Annotated in this window: 15 protein-coding genes; 8 read left to right on the top strand and 7 right to left on the bottom strand. The window is 71.4% G+C overall.

The features are described from left to right. Positions 1-12 precede the first annotated feature (12 nt). The 3 genes from AAEP80_RS04355 to AAEP80_RS04365 are packed head-to-tail and all read right to left on the bottom strand — an operon-like array spanning position 13 to position 2,757. Positions 13-852 (bottom strand): NlpC/P60 family protein, encoded by an 840-nt coding sequence (locus tag AAEP80_RS04355; protein WP_420366097.1) that lies wholly within the window; start codon positions 850-852, stop codon positions 13-15. A gap of 5 nt (positions 853-857) precedes the next feature. Further along, positions 858-1,820 (bottom strand): N-acetylmuramic acid 6-phosphate etherase, encoded by a 963-nt coding sequence (murQ, locus tag AAEP80_RS04360; protein WP_420366098.1) that lies wholly within the window; start codon positions 1,818-1,820, stop codon positions 858-860. Continuing rightward, complete coding sequence (locus AAEP80_RS04365) at positions 1,810-2,757, bottom strand: N-acetylglucosamine kinase (RefSeq protein WP_420366099.1); 948 nt, start codon at positions 2,755-2,757, stop codon at positions 1,810-1,812. The genes murQ and AAEP80_RS04365 overlap by 11 nt, the downstream gene beginning before the upstream one ends. A 105-nt stretch (positions 2,758-2,862) precedes the next feature. On the opposite strand from AAEP80_RS04365, the gene AAEP80_RS04370 reads away from it, so the two are divergent. The 7 genes from AAEP80_RS04370 (at position 2,863) to AAEP80_RS04400 (ending at position 10,296) form a co-directional block, all read left to right on the top strand. Then, positions 2,863-3,762 carry a MurR/RpiR family transcriptional regulator gene (locus AAEP80_RS04370; protein ID WP_281266495.1) on the top strand — a complete coding sequence of 300 codons (900 nt, stop codon included), beginning with the start codon at positions 2,863-2,865 and terminating at the stop codon, positions 3,760-3,762. 1 nt (position 3,763) lies between these two features. Next, complete coding sequence (locus tag AAEP80_RS04375; RefSeq protein ID WP_420366100.1) at positions 3,764-4,948, top strand: exo-beta-N-acetylmuramidase NamZ domain-containing protein; 1,185 nt, start codon at positions 3,764-3,766, stop codon at positions 4,946-4,948. Further along, positions 4,945-6,090, top strand: a complete 1,146-nt coding sequence (locus AAEP80_RS04380; RefSeq protein WP_420366101.1) for a serine hydrolase domain-containing protein — start codon at positions 4,945-4,947, stop codon at positions 6,088-6,090. Before AAEP80_RS04375 ends, AAEP80_RS04380 begins: the two co-directional genes overlap by 4 nt. Beyond that, the gene (locus AAEP80_RS04385) at positions 6,081-6,881 is read left to right on the top strand and encodes a serine hydrolase (protein WP_420366102.1); all 801 of its coding nucleotides are present in this window, start codon (positions 6,081-6,083) and stop codon (positions 6,879-6,881) included. Before AAEP80_RS04380 ends, AAEP80_RS04385 begins: the two co-directional genes overlap by 10 nt. Before the next feature lie 83 nt (positions 6,882-6,964). Continuing rightward, a complete protein-coding gene (locus AAEP80_RS04390) occupies positions 6,965-7,852 on the top strand; it encodes a carbohydrate ABC transporter permease (protein ID WP_281266499.1) in 888 nt (295 codons plus the stop codon). 72 nt (positions 7,853-7,924) lie between these two features. After that, positions 7,925-9,289, top strand: coding sequence for an ABC transporter substrate-binding protein (locus tag AAEP80_RS04395; protein WP_420366103.1), 1,365 nt, complete (start codon positions 7,925-7,927; stop codon positions 9,287-9,289). Positions 9,290-9,387: 98 nt separating this feature from the next. Continuing rightward, positions 9,388-10,296 carry a carbohydrate ABC transporter permease gene (locus AAEP80_RS04400; protein ID WP_420366104.1) on the top strand — a complete coding sequence of 303 codons (909 nt, stop codon included), beginning with the start codon at positions 9,388-9,390 and terminating at the stop codon, positions 10,294-10,296. A 120-nt stretch (positions 10,297-10,416) separates the two neighbouring features. On the opposite strand, the gene AAEP80_RS04405 is transcribed toward AAEP80_RS04400, so the two are convergent. Further along, positions 10,417-10,995, bottom strand: coding sequence for a TetR/AcrR family transcriptional regulator (locus AAEP80_RS04405; RefSeq protein WP_420366105.1), 579 nt, complete (start codon positions 10,993-10,995; stop codon positions 10,417-10,419). Between the two features lie 78 nt (positions 10,996-11,073). On the opposite strand from AAEP80_RS04405, the gene AAEP80_RS04410 reads away from it, so the two are divergent. Further along, positions 11,074-11,817 (top strand): SDR family oxidoreductase, encoded by a 744-nt coding sequence (locus AAEP80_RS04410; protein ID WP_420366106.1) that lies wholly within the window; start codon positions 11,074-11,076, stop codon positions 11,815-11,817. Between the two features lie 96 nt (positions 11,818-11,913). Here the strand turns inward: AAEP80_RS04410 and AAEP80_RS04415 are convergent, their stop codons facing one another. From AAEP80_RS04415 to AAEP80_RS04425, 3 genes are read right to left on the bottom strand one after another with little or no spacing between them, the layout of a single operon-like run. Continuing rightward, the gene (locus tag AAEP80_RS04415) at positions 11,914-13,212 is read right to left on the bottom strand and encodes an amidohydrolase family protein (RefSeq protein ID WP_420366107.1); all 1,299 of its coding nucleotides are present in this window, start codon (positions 13,210-13,212) and stop codon (positions 11,914-11,916) included. Positions 13,213-13,253: 41 nt separating this feature from the next. Further along, the gene (locus AAEP80_RS04420) at positions 13,254-14,198 is read right to left on the bottom strand and encodes a PDR/VanB family oxidoreductase (RefSeq protein ID WP_420366108.1); all 945 of its coding nucleotides are present in this window, start codon (positions 14,196-14,198) and stop codon (positions 13,254-13,256) included. Next, a complete protein-coding gene (locus tag AAEP80_RS04425) occupies positions 14,195-14,824 on the bottom strand; it encodes a cupin domain-containing protein (RefSeq protein WP_420366109.1) in 630 nt (209 codons plus the stop codon). Before AAEP80_RS04425 ends, AAEP80_RS04420 begins: the two co-directional genes overlap by 4 nt. Positions 14,825-14,880: the final 56 nt, after the last annotated feature.

The following is a 14,880-nucleotide window of genomic DNA, read 5'->3' on the forward strand; positions in this document are numbered from 1 at the left end:
GACGACGCTCGCTCAGCGGACGCGCGCCGCGGTCACCGTCTCGGTCGCCGCCACCGTGTCGAATCGCCCCGCGCCGACGAGCTGCCCCGTCCGTGGTGCGTGGAAGGTCGCGCCGCCACCGGTCGCCATGGCGACGTGGTGGATGCCGTGCTCGTTCGCGAAGAACACCGGGTCGCCGGGTCGGGCGTCCTCCGGCGCGACCGGCTCGAGGGCCTCGGCCTGGTCGTCGGCGTCACGCGGGACGACGATCCCGAGGGCGCGGTAGGACACGTGGACGAGGCCCGAGCAGTCGACACCGGCGGCCGATGACCCGGCCCAGAGGTACGGCATCCCCGTGAAGGTACGGGCGACCGCGAGTGCATCGGAGGGGTCGACAGCCCCCGGCGAGGTCGAGCGCAGCGACGTGACTGTGGTCGCTGCGAGGTCGTGCACGACGCCGTCGGGGCCGAGGCACCCGCCCGCTGCACGGCGGTCGAGCACCGCGCCGAGGAGCGGCCCGCTCCGCACGACGACCGGGTCGGTCCGCGGGCTCGCGAGCGGCAGGAGGTGCGCGGCCGGCAGGAACCCGGGGTAGCCGTCCGGGTGCTTCGACGACGGTTGGAGCGGCAGGCGGACCTCTGCCCATCCGTCCGATTCGGCGACGACGACGACCGGCTCGCCGAGGACGGCGTGGGTGTCGGCGCGGTCGAGCAGTCCGAGCCGTGCGTCGTCGTCGAGGCCGGCGGCCCACGCGACGAGGTCCGGCGCGTCGACCACGGCGGCGGCGTCGATCGGTCGTGGGGCGGTCGGTGCGTTCCAGAGCACCGTCGCGGGGACCCCGACGACCGTCGGGGCGGCCAGCAGGTCGAGCATGCGCGTCATCGTGCGAGGCCCGTCGAGGAGGACGCCCGGTCGAGTGCGATCCGCAGGTGCCCGTCCGCCGCGGCGAGTGCGGACGTCGCGGTGGCGGGGCTGCTGCCGGTCAGGAGCGCGAAGACCGCCTCCTTGACCGAGCCGTGCGCCGCGTCGAGGGCGGTGGCCGCCGTCGCGGTGTCGACGCCGGTGACCGAGACGACGGTGCGGCGGCTGCGGGCGACGAGCTTGGCGTTCGTCGCGCGGAGGTCGACCATGACGTTGCCGTAGGTCTTGCCGAGCCGCACCATCGTCAGGGTCGAGAGCATGTTGACCACGAGCTTCTGGGCGGTCCCGGCGTTGAGCCGGGTCGAGCCGGCGATGAACTCGGCGCCGACCGGGGCCTCGATCGCGATCGCCGCCGTCTGGCCCGTCCTGGAGTGCTCGTTGCCGGCGACCGAGACGGTGAGCGCACCGACCTCGTTCGCGGCACGGAGCGCGCCCAGCACGTACGGGGTGCGGCCGGAGGCGGAGAGTCCGACGACGGTGTCCTGCGCGGTGAGCCCGACGGCGGCGAGGTCGGCTGCTCCCGATGCCTCGTCGTCCTCGGAGCGTTCGACGGCAGAGCGGATCGCGGGCTCCCCGCCGGCGATGATGCCGACGACGAGCGACGGATCGGTCCCGAACGTCGGTGGGCACTCGCTCGCGTCGAGGACACCGAGGCGGCCGGACGTCCCCGCGCCGATGTAGATGAGCCGGCCGCCGCCGGCCATCCGCGAGCTGATCGCGTCGACGGCGCTGGCGATCGCGGGGAGCGAGGTGCCGACGGCGTCGAACGCGGCGCGGTTCCCGTCGTGCATGGCGGCGACGAGGTCGGCGGTGTCGAGGAGGTCGACGGAGCTGCGGCGCTCGTCGACGGACTCGGTGGCGAGCGTGCTGAGTTCGTCGCCGATGGCGTCGAGGAGCGCGTCGTCTGGGTCACGGGGCATCGACACGGGACACCTGCCTCTCATGGGGGAGATCGGGGTTGTCGAGGATGAGTGCGGCGCCGTCGAGGGCGTCACCGAGCGGCTCGACGACGTCGAGATCGCCGTCGACGAGCGCCTGCCGGAGCCGCGCCGCGAATCCGTCGTGCGCGACGAGTCCACCGGTGATCGCGACCAGGTGCGTCGCGGACTCGGGTGGAGCCACCGCGCGGGCCGTCGTGACGAGGTGCTCGATCGCCCGCTCGACGATGTCCGACGCGACGGCGTCGCCGTCGGCCGCGTGCGACAGGACGACGGGCGCGAAGGCGGCCAGGGTGCGCTCGGGGGTCGCGGACCCGCCGACGACGGCGGGCAGTGCGTCGAGCGACGGCGCCAGCGACATCGCGGCATCGCGGAGTGCGGTGTCGCGTCCGCGTCCGTCGTGCGCGCGGAGGGCAGCGCGCAGGCCCTGTTGTCCGATCCAGCGGCCGGACCCGTCGTCGCCGAGCCAGATGCCCGAGCCGTCCGCGCGTCGGATCCGTCCGGTCGGGTCGATCCCGATCGCGACCGCTCCGGTGCCGGCGACCAGCACGGTCCCGGGTGCGCCGCCGAGGGCACCGGCGTGCGCGGTCACGACGTCGCTCGTGACGACGGCGCGTCCGCCGGAGGCCGTGGCGACGCAGTCCGCCAGTTCGCGGGCGCGATCGGGCACGGTGGCGGCTCCCGCAGCGCCGATGGCGACACCGCTGGCGAACGTCGCGAGTGCGGCGAGTGATGTGGGCGCAGCTCCCGGCGCGTGGAGCTCGGCCAGTGCGTCGGTGATCGCGGCGATCGCGTCCTCGAGCCCGTCGTGCTCCGCGAGGCCGGCGCTCCCGTGCCCCGAGGCGGACCGGTCGCCGACGCGCACACGGCACGTCGTCTTCCCCAGGTCGACGAGGGCAGCGGGCTCGGCTGGTGCCATGGTGGGTAATTTACCTGATCGTCATGCCTGATGAAAAGCATTGACGCGACGGCATCCCGCTCCGTAGCATGACGACCAATCGGAACGCGTTCGGAGAGGTTGTCCATGACCGTGCTGGAATCGCCCAATAGTGTCATCAGGGTGAGCATCCGGACCTCGATCCAGTCGCGACTCGACACCTACCCGCCCTCGACGAGGCGTGTGGCCGAGGCGATCCTCGAGCGTCCGCAGATCGTGCTCGAGCAGACGATCACCGAGCTGGCCCGCAACTGTTCCACGAGCGAGACGAGTGTCGTCCGGTTCTGCCGCACGATCGGGTTCACCGGGTACGCCCCGATGCGGTTGCAGATGGCCACCGAGCTCGCGACCGAGTCCGCCCAGTTCGGTCAGGTCGGCGAGTACGGCTCCGACATCACCGACGCGGACTCCCTCGCCGAGATGATCGCGAAGATCAGCCGGTCCGAGATCGTCGGGATCCAGGAGACCGCGGCGTCGCTCGACCTCGACGTGCTGCAGTCCGTCATCGACCGGGTCGCCGCCGCGGACACCGTCATCGTGTTCGGTGTGTCCGCGAGCAACGCCGGCGCCCGCGACCTCGCGCAGAAACTCCTCCGCGTCGGTCGGACGGCGCTGTCGTTCGCGGACGCGCACGACGCGCTGGTCCCGGCGACGCTGCTCGGCCCGAACGGCGTCGCGATCGCGTTCTCGCACAGCGGCCGGACGCGCGAGGCGATCGAGTTCCTCCGCGCCGCGCACGACAGCGGCGCCGCGACGGTGGCGATCACGAACGCCGCGGACTCGCCACTCGGCGGTGTCGCGGACGCCGTGCTCCGGACCGCAGTCCGTGAGACCGCCTTCCGCTCCGGTGCGATGGCGAGCCGGATCGCGCAGCTCACCGTCGTCGACTACCTCTTCGTCGGGGTCGCCCGCGCCGACCACGACCGGAGCGTCGCCGCCATCCGGCGCACGCACTCCGCCGTCCGACCGCTCCGCGACGGTGCGTGACGTGACGGTGCGTGACGTGGCGGTGCGTGACGTGGCGGTGACCGCGATCGACCGACTGCTCGCCGACCCCGGGCTCCGCGCGTCCGTGATCGGCGACGCCCGCGTCGGCCTGGTCACGAACGACACCGCCGTCGCCGCCGGCTTCGAGCGCACCGCCGACGCCCTGCAGCGCATCGGTGTGCGTCTCGCCCTGTTGTTCGGACCGGAGCACGGCATGCACGGCACGGGGCAGGCGGGGGAGTCCGAGCGCCTCGAGCACGACCGCGCGACCGGCCTGCCCGTCGTCGACACGTACGAGCTCGACCCAGATCGACTGGCCGAGCGGATGGCCTCGTCGGGCATCGACCTCCTGCTCGTCGACCTGCCGGACATCGGGACGCGGTTCTGGACGTACCCGTGGACGATGGTCGACTGCCTCGTCGCCGCCGACCGCGCGGGCGTCCCGGTGGTCGTGCTCGACCGCCCGAACCCGATCGGCGGGACCCTCGTCGAGGGTCCGGGCCTCGATCCGGCGTTCGCGAGCTTCGTCGGACGGGTGGACGTCCCGATCCGGCACGGGCTGACCCTCGGCGAGCTCGCCAGGACGGCGGTCGCCACCGGCACCGGCGGCCTCCGGACGACCACGGCGCTCGACGTCGTCGAGGTCGCGGAGTGGGACGACCGCGCACCGTGGCCGCTCGACGGTGGGCCCTGGGTCACGCCGTCGCCGAACCTGCCGACACCGGACACCGCGTTCGTCTACCCCGGTACCGGGCTCGTCGAGGGCACCAACCTCAGCGAGGGGCGCGGGACGACCCGACCGTTCGAGACCGTCGGCGCACCGTGGCTCGACGACCGGTTCGTGCCGGCACTCCGCGAACTCGAGCTCCCCGGCGTCCGCTTCCGCGAGACCCGCTTCCGGCCGACCTTCCACAAGTACGCGGGGGAGGTCGTGCGCGGGGTCGTCCTCCACGTGACGGACCGCGAGCGCTTCCGGCCGGTCCGGACCGGCCTCGCGATCATCGGGACCGCCGCGCGGCTGCACCCGGACGCGTTCGCCGTGCGGCCACAGCCCGCGGACGCCCCACCGGAGCCCGGCTGCCCGCTCGACCGCCTCTGGGGATCCGACCGACTCCGGCTCGCGCTCACCGCGGGTGACGACGTGGTCGGGTTCGCGGACGCGACGGACGACCAGGTGACCGCATGAGCCTGGAGGCTCGGCTCACCACGCTCCTCGACGTCGCGGTGGACGGCGGGGTCGCCTCCGCAGCGGCCGCCGTCGTGGTCGTCGACGGGAACGTCGCGGCGCGGAGCGTCCGTGGCACGGTCGCGACGGTCGACGACGACGGTGCCGCGATCCCCGCCGAGGCGCGCACCGCGGTCGCCGACGGAGCGCGGTTCGACCTGGCGTCCGTGACGAAGACGTACTCGGCGTACACGCTCCTCCGGCTCGTGGAGTCCGGTGTGCTCGGCCTCGACGACCCGATCGCGGAACACCTGCCCGACTACCGGACCGACCCGGACCGACGTGCCGTCACCCTCCGTCACCTGCTGACCCACACCTCCGGGCTCCCGGCGACCTGGTCCGGCTGGCGGGCTCCCTTCGATGCGGCGCTCGCCGCGCTGCCGGACGGTGCCCCGACCTTCCGGGCGTCGCCGCTGTCGGACCGGGCCGCTCTGCGGGCGGACCTGGCGCGCACGACGCTCACCGAGCCTCCCGGCCGGCACTGGGAGTACGCGTGCACCGGGTTCAACACGGCCATGCTCGTGGCGGAGGCCGCGACCGGCGAGCCGTGGGCCGACCTCGTCTCGCGCGAGACGCTCGTCCCGCTCGGGCTCGCGGACACGCGCTACCGACCGACCGATGTCGGGCTGCGGGACGACGTCGTCGCGACCGAGTACCAGCCGGAGCTGCACCGCGGCGTCGTGCGCGGCGACGTGCACGACGAGTCGTCCTGGTCACTCGGCGGCGCGACCGCGAACGCGGGGCTCTTCGCCGACGTCGACGACGTCGCGCGCTTCGGCGAGGTGCTCCGTCGTGGCGAGACCGAGGTCACCGCGCGGTGGATGTGGGACGACCAGTTGCCCACGGTGACCGGACGGCCGGATCCACGCGGTGACGGGACGGGAGCCAGTCTCGGGCTCCGCGTCGGCGAGACGTCGTGGATGGGCGCCTCCGGCACGGCCTCGCGCGGGCACACCGGGTTCACGGGCGCGTCGGTCCAGGTCGACCGGGATGCCGGACTGACGATCGTGCTGCTGACGAACCGGGTGCACCCCACACGACACGGGTCGGGTGTCACGGCGCTGCGTCGCGACGTCGCCGAACTGGCGTTCGCGTGCCGGTGAGCGTGGCGGGTGACGGCGGACCGCTCGTCACCTGGGTGCTCCTCGACCCCACCGGTGGCACGGTGTCCGAACGGGACGCCGACGTGGTGCTGCCAGCGGCCTCCACCATCAAGCTCGTCGTGCTCCTCGCCCTGCTCCTGGCGGTCGATGACGGCACGATCGCGCTGGACCGATCGGTCACGGTGTCCTCGACCACGGCGTCGGCGGCGGGCGGCGGCATCGTCGTCCGACCGGATCCCGAGGACGCCGACCCGGAGTTCCCGCCGGACGGTGCGGAGGCGACCGTCGCGTCGCTCGCCGGGATGATGATCGAACGGTCCTCGAACGAGGCGACCAACGTGCTCCTGGACCTGCTCGGTCCCGGACGGATCGCGGAGACCATCCGCGCGGCGGAGCTCGGCCGGACGGTCCTCGCCCGCAAGCTCGGCGACGTGCCGGCGCAGCGTGCGGGGCTCGAGAACCGGTCGTCCGCGTCCGACCTCGCCCGCACGATGCACCTGCTCGTGTCCGGTCGCGTGCTCTCCGCGTCGAGCGCCGCGTTCGCGCGTGCGGTGCTCGCACGACAGCGTTTTCCGCACATCGCGCGCGAGCTGCCACCCGGTCGGTGGTGGGGGTCGAAGAGCGGGTGGGTCCCGGGGGTCGTGCACGACGTCGCCGCGTTCGCGACCACTGCGGACGCCGATGATGCGTCCGTCCTGGCGGTCTGCACGCGCGGCTTCGACGAGGCACAGGGCGATGCGGTCATCCGGTCCGTGGGGAGCGTGTTGCGATCGTGTTTCCTGATCACGTAAACCATTGACGCAATTGCGTCGCGCTAGGTAACCTTCCGACAACTTCGCTCCCGAGACGAAGAACCACGGAAAGGATGCCGCTCATGACCGCCATCCCCACTCGGCCCGCTCGCCCCGCAGGAGCAGCACCGACGCGGCACCGCGGCCGGCGGGCCGGCGCCGCTCCGGTCGTGAGCCACGTCGTCCTCGTCATCGCGTCGATCGTCGTGCTGCTGCCGCTGCTGTTCGTCGTGTTCCTGTCGTTCAAGGACATCCCCGGCATCCTCGGCACCCCGCTGTCGTGGCCGGACGTCTTCCACGTCGAGAACTACCCGAACGCCTGGAACGAGGGCGACATCGGGCGCTTCCTGGCCAACACGATCATCGTCGCGTGCGTCACCGTCGCCGCGATCCTGGCGTTCTCGTCGCTCGCCGCGTTCGTGATCGCGCGCTACCGCTTCACGGGCAACCAGCTGCTGTACCTGTTCTTCGTGTCCGGCCTCGCGCTGCCGATCCAGATCATCGCGCTGCCGATCTTCATCCTCATCAAGAACCTGCACCTGCTGAACACGCTCACGTCGCTCGTCATCGTGTTCGCGTCCGGTGGGATCTCCTACAGCGTGTTCATCCTCGTCAACTTCATGCGGACGATCCCCTTCGAGCTGCAGGAGGCCGCGGTGATGGACGGTGCCGGCCCGCTGCGGATCTACTGGCACATCGTGCTGCCGCTGATCCGCCCGGCGCTCGGCATCGTCGCGATCTTCCAGTTCCTGTCGGCGTGGAAGGAGTTCTTCCTCCCGCTGCTCCTCGTGCAGGACCCGTCGAGCATGACCGTGCCCGTCGGCATCCTCTCCTTCGTCGGCGAGCACTCCACGGAGTGGCAACTCCTCCTCGCTGGTCTGGTCATCATCAGCCTGCCGACCCTCATCGGGTTCCTGCTCGTCGCGAAGCAGTTCCGACGGAACCTCGTCGGCGGCGGCGTCAAGGCCTGACCGCTTCCCCGACCGACCCCGAAAGCCGACCGAACCCGAAAGCCGACCGACCCCGAAAGGACGTCCGGAGCCATGCAACGAACGCACACCACCCGACACCGTCGCGGCAGGACCCTCGCGGTCGTCGGCGCCGTCGCCGCAGCCGCCATCGCCCTCGCCGGGTGTTCAGCGGGCGGGTCCGCCGCCGGTGCCGACAGCGGGGACTCGAGCGGGCCGACCGTGTCCGTCTGGTCGTGGCGCTCCCAGGACAAGCCCCTGTGGGAGAGCGTCCAGAAGAACCTGCGCGCCGAGGGCACCGACCTCACGATCAAGTTCCGGTCCATCTCCGCGACGTCCTACGACTCCGTGCTGAAGACCGCGATGAACGGTGGGAGCGGGCCGGACATCTTCTACGACCGCGCCGGCAACGGCACGCAGACGTACGCGGCGGCGGGTCTCGTCAAGCCGATCGACGACGTCGCCGACACCTCCGGCATGAAGCCGGCGTCGCTCGCGGCCGCGCAGTACGAGGGCAAGACGTACGGTGTCCCCTTCGCGGTCCAGACGATGTCGATGTTCTACAACAAGAAGATCCTCAAGGACGCCGGCATCGAGAAGCCGACCACGTGGAAGCAGTTCATCGCCGCGATGAAGAAGCTCAAGTCCAAGGGGACGACCCCGATGTACACGATGGGCGTCCAACAGTGGCTGATGTCGCTCCAGCTGCAGGCGGTCGGCGCGTCCACGGTGAGCAACACCACCGCGCAGGCGATCACGGACAAGAAGTCGGACTACACGGACCCGGAGTTCGTGCAGTCGCTCGCCGCGTTCCAGGACCTCGCGCCGTACCTGCAGGACAACTGGCAGGCGACGGGCTCGGCCGGCAACGAGCAGGAGACGGCCTTCGCGCTCGGCAAGGCGGCGTTCATCATCGACGGCATCTTCGACACGGCGACGATCGACCAGGTGAACCCCGACCTCGACTACGGGCAGATGCTCGTCCCGTCGCCCAACGGCCAGAAGCCGAAGATCACCTGGTACGTCGACGGCAACATCTCGATGAACGCGAAGATCGGTGACTCGGCCGTGGAGAAGGCGTCCGAGAAGGTCATCGCCTACACGGCGACGAAGAAGTTCGGCAACGCGTTCTCGGACGTCGCGGGGGAGATCTCCCCGATCGCCGGGGTGACGATCCCGAAGAAGTACCCGCTCAGCCGACAGGCCGCGGAGTGGTTCGACACCCAGGCGGCGAACCCGATCATCGGGATCCGCTCGCCGATGGACACGCCGGACCCCGACCCGGCGTCGCTCTCGAAGAAGAAGACGGTGTCGACGACCTCGGGCGTGTACACGGCCGAGCAGGACGTCGTCGTGCCGCTCCTCGAGGGCAAGACGACCCCGCAGGAAGCCGCCGAGCACATCAACGGCAAGCTCGACTGGTACTTCGGGGCCAAGTGACCATGGCCACCATCACCGATTCCGGGAGGCGGGGCGGCACGCCGGCCCCGTCTCCCGCGGCTCCCTCGGACCAGCCAGCACCGCGGGTCCCCCGCGGGATGCCGAAGCGCCAGGTCGCGATCCTCGCCGCCTTCGTGGCCCCGGCGTTCCTGCTCTTCGCGGTCTTCGTGGTGTTCCCGCTGCTCGACGGCGTCCGGTACAGCTTCTACAACTGGAACGGCACCGGCCCGCTGTCGAACTTCATCGGCCTCGGGAACTACGCGTTCACGCTCTTCGACCCCTCGTTCGCCCCGGAGTTCTGGCGGGCGGTCGGCCACAACCTGTACTTCTTCGCCATCTCGATGGTCCTGACGCTCGTGTTCGGCATCGGGCTCGCGTACATGATGATGATCGTCAACGAGCGGGCGTCGCAGCGCTACTCGATCATCATGATGCTGCCGTTCACGCTGCCCCCGGTCGCGATCGCGTACATCTGGACGATCTACCTCGAACCGAACAGCGGCGTGCTGTACTCCGTGCTGCACGCGCTGCACCTCGACGCCCTCGCGCTGCCGTTCCTCGGGTCGACGACGCTCGCGCTCCCGACGATCGCCGTCATCACGGCGTGGGTCGGCATGGGCTTCCCGGTGCTGGTGTTCCTCGCGTCGCTGACCGAGGTGCCGCAGGACACGATGGACGCCGCAGCGCTCGACGGTGCCGGGCGGTTCCGGATCCTGTGGTCGGTCCTCATCCCGGCGATCCGGCCGACGATCCTGCTCATCACGACGATGAACTTCATCGGCGCCTTCGGGACGTTCGACCTGATCTACATCATGCAGGGGAGCCAGGCCGGGCCGAGCGGCTCGACGGACGTCCTCGGCACGCTGTTCTACCGGACCGGCTTCGGCGGGTTCGGGACGACGGCGCAGTCGATGGGGCTCGCGACGGCGCTCGCCGTCGTCGGGTTCGTCATCGTGGTCGGCGTCTCGGCGGTCTTCCTCCGGCTGCAGAAGCGGTTCGCGGACTGACCACCACAGGACAGGAGGCTCGTGGCGGCACCGCCACGAGCCTCCCGTCCCTCACGCGCCCGCCGACGACGACGTGCCGGGGCCGGACGCCAAGAGCAACGAGCCGCGTGATGGTCGGGGTCAAAGAGGGCGCAGGCTGTCGACGATCAGATGCAGGAGTCTGTCGAGTTGTTCCTGCTGGGCGTCAGCCGAGTGGGTGACCAACGTCGATGCAAGGAGTCCTGCGATGTCGCCGGCCGGCACGTCGTCGCGGAATGTGCCGTCCTGGATGCCTGCATCGAGAAAGAGTCCGACTGTCTCCGTCAACGTGGCGCGGAGTGAGCCGGCGTCGAGGTTGCCGGTGGTCATGATCTTGCTGAGGGTGTCGAGCATCCCGTGTTTGGTCCGGGACCACCGGGCGAAAGCGCCCAGCCATTCCCGGAACGCCTCGACGGGTTGCCTGGTGGCGAGCAACGTCGTCGCGGTCTCGCGCAGGTGAGCCATCTGATCGAGCGTCACCGCTTCGACGAGCGCTTCCCGCGTCGGGAAGTGCCGGTACAGAGTGCCGATGCCGACTCCCGCGGCCCGCGCGATCGTCTCCAACGCCACGGGGCCGGTGCCCTCGGCGAACAGCCGGGTCGCAGTGTCGAGCAGGGTCTGCCGGTTACGGCGTGCCTCGGCGATCCTTGCGCGGGGTCTCCGCTGCTGTTCGGCACTCATCGTTTGCACAGAATACCCGGGGCACGTATCGTCGAGTTCAGTCGGAGGGTGCCTCCGAATAGGGAATTCGGAGATCTGATGGCAGAACAGACTGTGCTCATCACTGGTGGAACCAGCGGGATCGGGCTTGCGACAGCCCAGCTCCTGCACGAGCGAGGCGCACGGGTGGTCGTCACCGGGAGGAATCCGGACACGATCCGTACCGCCCGGGAGATCCTTCCGGAAGAGGTGGTGGTGGTGCAGGCGGACGCAGCATCGCTCGCGGACTCTGACCGGTTGGTGGCCGAGATCACGGAGCGATTCGGTGCACTCAGCGGTGTGTTCCTCAACGCCGGCATCAGTAAGGCGCTGCCGCTTGAAGCGATCGACGAAACGACCTACGACGAACTGTTCGCCACGAACACGAAGGGACAGTTCTTCACTCTGCAGAAGACCGCACCTCTGCTCACCGATGGTGCGTCCGTGGTGTTCATGGTCGGTATCGGTGCAACGCGCGGGATTGCCGGTGGCAGCGCCGCCGCCGGCAGTAAAGGAGCTCTCCTGTCGATGGTTCCTTCACTCGCGTTGGAGCTCGCGCCACGCCGGATCAGGGTCAATGCGGTCAGCCCGGGAGCGATCACGACACCGATATGGGCCAAGTCCGGATTGCCCCCAGAGCAGCTCTCCACGATCACCGAGTCGATGTCGACCGCGATTCCGCTCGGCCGCTTCGGTGCGGCCCGCGAAATCGCCGCGACAGTGGCTTTCCTCTTGTCCGACGACGCCGGCTACATCACGGGTGAGAACGTCGTCGTCGGCGGCGGGTCCGGATTGCACGCCTGACCGTGAGATCGAAGCACCGCTCGACGACACCGAGCGCCCGGTAGGGCATGTGGACGAGGCCCGAGCGGTCGACGCCGGTGGTGGCGGACCTGTCCGTCACGGCGTGACCGGCGTCCGTGCCAACCGGTCCCGCAGCCGGGCCGCGAGCTCGCGCTCGTCGGCGGCCACGAGCGCGAAGTCCCTGACCACCACGCGCCCACCGACGACGACGTGCCGGGGCCGGCGCCCCGGTGACGCCCACAGCAGGCCGGCCACCGGGTCGTCGACACCGGCGTCGGCGACACCGGAAACGTCCCACACGCACAGGTCCCCGGCGGAACCGGCACCGAGGTGGCCGAGCTCCGGTCGACCGAGGCCGACGGCGGAGCCCTCCGTCGCCATCCCGAGCACCTGCCGTGCCGGGAGCTGCGGTCCGACCAGTGCCGACACCTGCATCGCGAGCCGGGCGTCCGCGAGCAGGTGCCCGGCGTCGTTGCTGCCGCCACCGCTCGTCCCGAGTCCGACCATGATCCCGGCGTCCGTGAGCCGTGCGACCGGGGCGATGCCCCACCCCATCGGCACGTCGCACCCCGGCGCGTGCGTCGCGGTCACGCCGGCGGCGGCGAGCCGGGCGATCTCGTCGTCGGTCACGTCGCACAGGTGCGCGATGGTCACGTCCGGCGCGAGCCAGCCCCAGTCCTCGAGCAGGTCGATCGGCCGTCGGCCGTACCGCTCGAGCGCGATGGCGGTGTCGACCTGCTCGTTCGCCTGCGTCCTGCGGCGGAGCCCGTGGCGTGCGGCCACGTCGCCGAGCGCGCGGAACGTTGCCTCACCGTCGGAGTGCACGCCCGCCGGTCCGACCGCGACCTGGAGCAGACCGTCGGGGTCGACCCCGCCGACGGCGTCCGGGTGCAGCAGGCCGGTCACGATCGCCTCGGCAGATGCGGCCGCGCGGTCCGGGTCGTCCCGGGCGGAGCCGCGGACGAACGCCAGGCGGCCACCGAGCGCGCGGACCGCGTCGGCGGTCGCGGCCGCCAGGGCGACCGTGTCGTCCGCGGAGGCCGTGGCCGGCCAGTTCAGGTGGTGGTCGGCGATCGTGGTGACCCCGGACAGGAGGCCCTCCGCGGCTCCGACGGTCGCCGCCAGTCCGTAGAGCTCGGGATCGTGGCCGACCCGGCCGTACGCATCGGCCATCGTCGGCAGCCAGGCCGACATGGGTACGCCACGCGTGCCCGGGAGGGTCCGGAAGGCCGTCTGCAGCAGGTGGTGGTGGGCGTTGACGAGGCCGGGGGTGACGACGCAGCCGGAGGCGTCGAGGGTCGCGTGGTCGGGTGAGCCGTCGTCGACGAGGACGTCTCCGTCCCGCTCGGTCCTGGGGTCGACGAGGACGCGGCGTGCGCCGGAGACGGTGAGCATGGACCGGTTCTAGCAGCGGTGCGTTTCGGGGCGGTTTCGGGCTAGAGGTCGAGGACCAGGCGCGGGCAGCCCCGTGCCGCGCGGGACACGCAGATCATCATGGTGTGGTCGCCGGCCTGTTCCGCGGCGCTCAGCACGGCGTCGCGGTGGTCGACCGAGCCCTCGAGCACCGGCGTCTCGCAGGTGCCGCACGCGCCCTCGCGGCAGGACGACAGGACGAACACCCCGGCGTCCTCGGCGACCTCGAGCAGCGTGCGGTCCGCCGGCACGGTCAGGGTCATCCCGGACACGGCCAGCTCGGCCTCGAACTCCGTGCCGGGGAGCGTGGCGGCGTCGGAGGCCTCGAACCGTTCGACCCGGACGCTGCCGTCCGGCCAGTGCGCCGCCGCCGCCTCGACCGCGTCCATCAGGCGCTTCGGGCCGCAGCAGTACACGACCGCGTCACGTGGCGCGGCGAGCAGTGCCTCGACGTCGAGTCGTGTGCCCTCGTCGGCGACGGCGAGCGACACCCGGCCCGGGTGGTCGGTCACGAGGTCCTCGGCGAAGGCCATCGCGTCCCGCCGGCGACCCGCGTAGTGCAGCTCCCACGGGGTCCCACGGAGTTCGGCCTCGGCGATCATCGCGGCGATCGGGGTGATGCCGATGCCGCCGGCGACGAACACCGCGGGTCGGTCGGGCTCGAAGGTGAAGTGGTTGCGCGGGCCGCCGACCGTCACGGTGCTCCCGACCTCGAGCGTGTCGTGGACGGCCACCGAGCCACCGCGGCCACCGTGCTCGCGGAGGACGGCCACCCGCCAGTGCCCGTCGTCCGTGGTGGTGACGAGCGAGTACTGCCGCTCGACACCGGGTGCGACCTCGACGTCGAGGTGTGCGCCCGGCTGCCAGGTGGGGAGCGGCTCGGGGCCGACCGCGGCGAGGTCGATCGCGACGACGTCCGACGCGACGGTCCGGCGGGCGGCGATCCGGAGGGGGAACCGAGCGCTCATGCGCCGCCCTCCCCGCCGAACGGGCTCTGCTTGACCACGACGAGCTGGAACCTGCCGCCGTCCGGGCTGCACCACCGGTGCGGTGTGCCGCCGCGGTAGTACGCGGAGTCGCCCGGTTCCAGGTGCTGCACGCCGGAGCTGCCGAGGTCGAGGAGCAGCGAGCCGGACAGCACGTAGAGGAACTCGTCCTCGCGGTGCTCGTAGTACTCGCCGGGGTCGGTGTTCATGCCGGTGAACTCGAGCGGTTCGAACGCGTGCCGGCCACCGTGCACGAGCAGGCGCGCCTCGCCCTTCGAGAACGGACCGCGCGCACCGTCGGCGGCACGCAGGACGTCGGGGGAGCGGTCGTCGGGTTCGCGGTGCTGCGAGTCCCCGGCCGCGAGCAGCTCGACCTGGCTCGTGCCCAACGCGATCGCGATCTTCTCGAGCGAGACCATGCTGGCGCGGGAGTGCCCGCGTTCGAGCTGGCTGAGGAACGGGTGCGACAGCCCGGTGCGTTCGGCGAGCTGGACGAGGGTCTGGCCGTGCGACCGGCGCAGCGCGCGGATGTGCTCGCCGGTGCGGAGCGCCTGCTCGTCGACGACGCGGGTGTTCGTCGAGCCGGGCTCGATGAGGTCGGTGGGCACTGTTCCTCCGTCGGTCGGTCACGGGCGGGGTTTCACCGGGACGCGACCGTCACACA

This window comes from Curtobacterium sp. L3-7, assembly GCF_048756585.1.
Classification (GTDB): Bacteria; Actinomycetota; Actinomycetes; order Actinomycetales; family Microbacteriaceae; genus Curtobacterium.

Excerpts from the sequence above, each read along its gene's own strand:
- AAEP80_RS04355 (WP_420366097.1), bottom strand. The coding sequence starts at position 852 with ATGCTCGACCTGCTGGCCGCCCCGACGGTCGTCGGGGTCCCCGCGACG.
- murQ (WP_420366098.1), bottom strand. The coding sequence starts at position 1,820 with ATGCCCCGTGACCCAGACGACGCGCTCCTCGACGCCATCGGCGACGAA.
- AAEP80_RS04365 (WP_420366099.1), bottom strand. The coding sequence starts at position 2,757 with ATGGCACCAGCCGAGCCCGCTGCCCTCGTCGACCTGGGGAAGACGACG.
- AAEP80_RS04370 (WP_281266495.1), top strand. The coding sequence starts at position 2,863 with ATGACCGTGCTGGAATCGCCCAATAGTGTCATCAGGGTGAGCATCCGG.
- AAEP80_RS04380 (WP_420366101.1), top strand. The coding sequence starts at position 4,945 with ATGAGCCTGGAGGCTCGGCTCACCACGCTCCTCGACGTCGCGGTGGAC.
- AAEP80_RS04390 (WP_281266499.1), top strand. The coding sequence starts at position 6,965 with ATGACCGCCATCCCCACTCGGCCCGCTCGCCCCGCAGGAGCAGCACCG.
- AAEP80_RS04395 (WP_420366103.1), top strand. The coding sequence starts at position 7,925 with ATGCAACGAACGCACACCACCCGACACCGTCGCGGCAGGACCCTCGCG.
- AAEP80_RS04400 (WP_420366104.1), top strand. The coding sequence starts at position 9,388 with ATGCCGAAGCGCCAGGTCGCGATCCTCGCCGCCTTCGTGGCCCCGGCG.
- AAEP80_RS04405 (WP_420366105.1), bottom strand. The coding sequence starts at position 10,995 with ATGAGTGCCGAACAGCAGCGGAGACCCCGCGCAAGGATCGCCGAGGCA.
- AAEP80_RS04410 (WP_420366106.1), top strand. The coding sequence starts at position 11,074 with ATGGCAGAACAGACTGTGCTCATCACTGGTGGAACCAGCGGGATCGGG.
- AAEP80_RS04415 (WP_420366107.1), bottom strand. The coding sequence starts at position 13,212 with ATGCTCACCGTCTCCGGCGCACGCCGCGTCCTCGTCGACCCCAGGACC.
- AAEP80_RS04420 (WP_420366108.1), bottom strand. The coding sequence starts at position 14,198 with ATGAGCGCTCGGTTCCCCCTCCGGATCGCCGCCCGCCGGACCGTCGCG.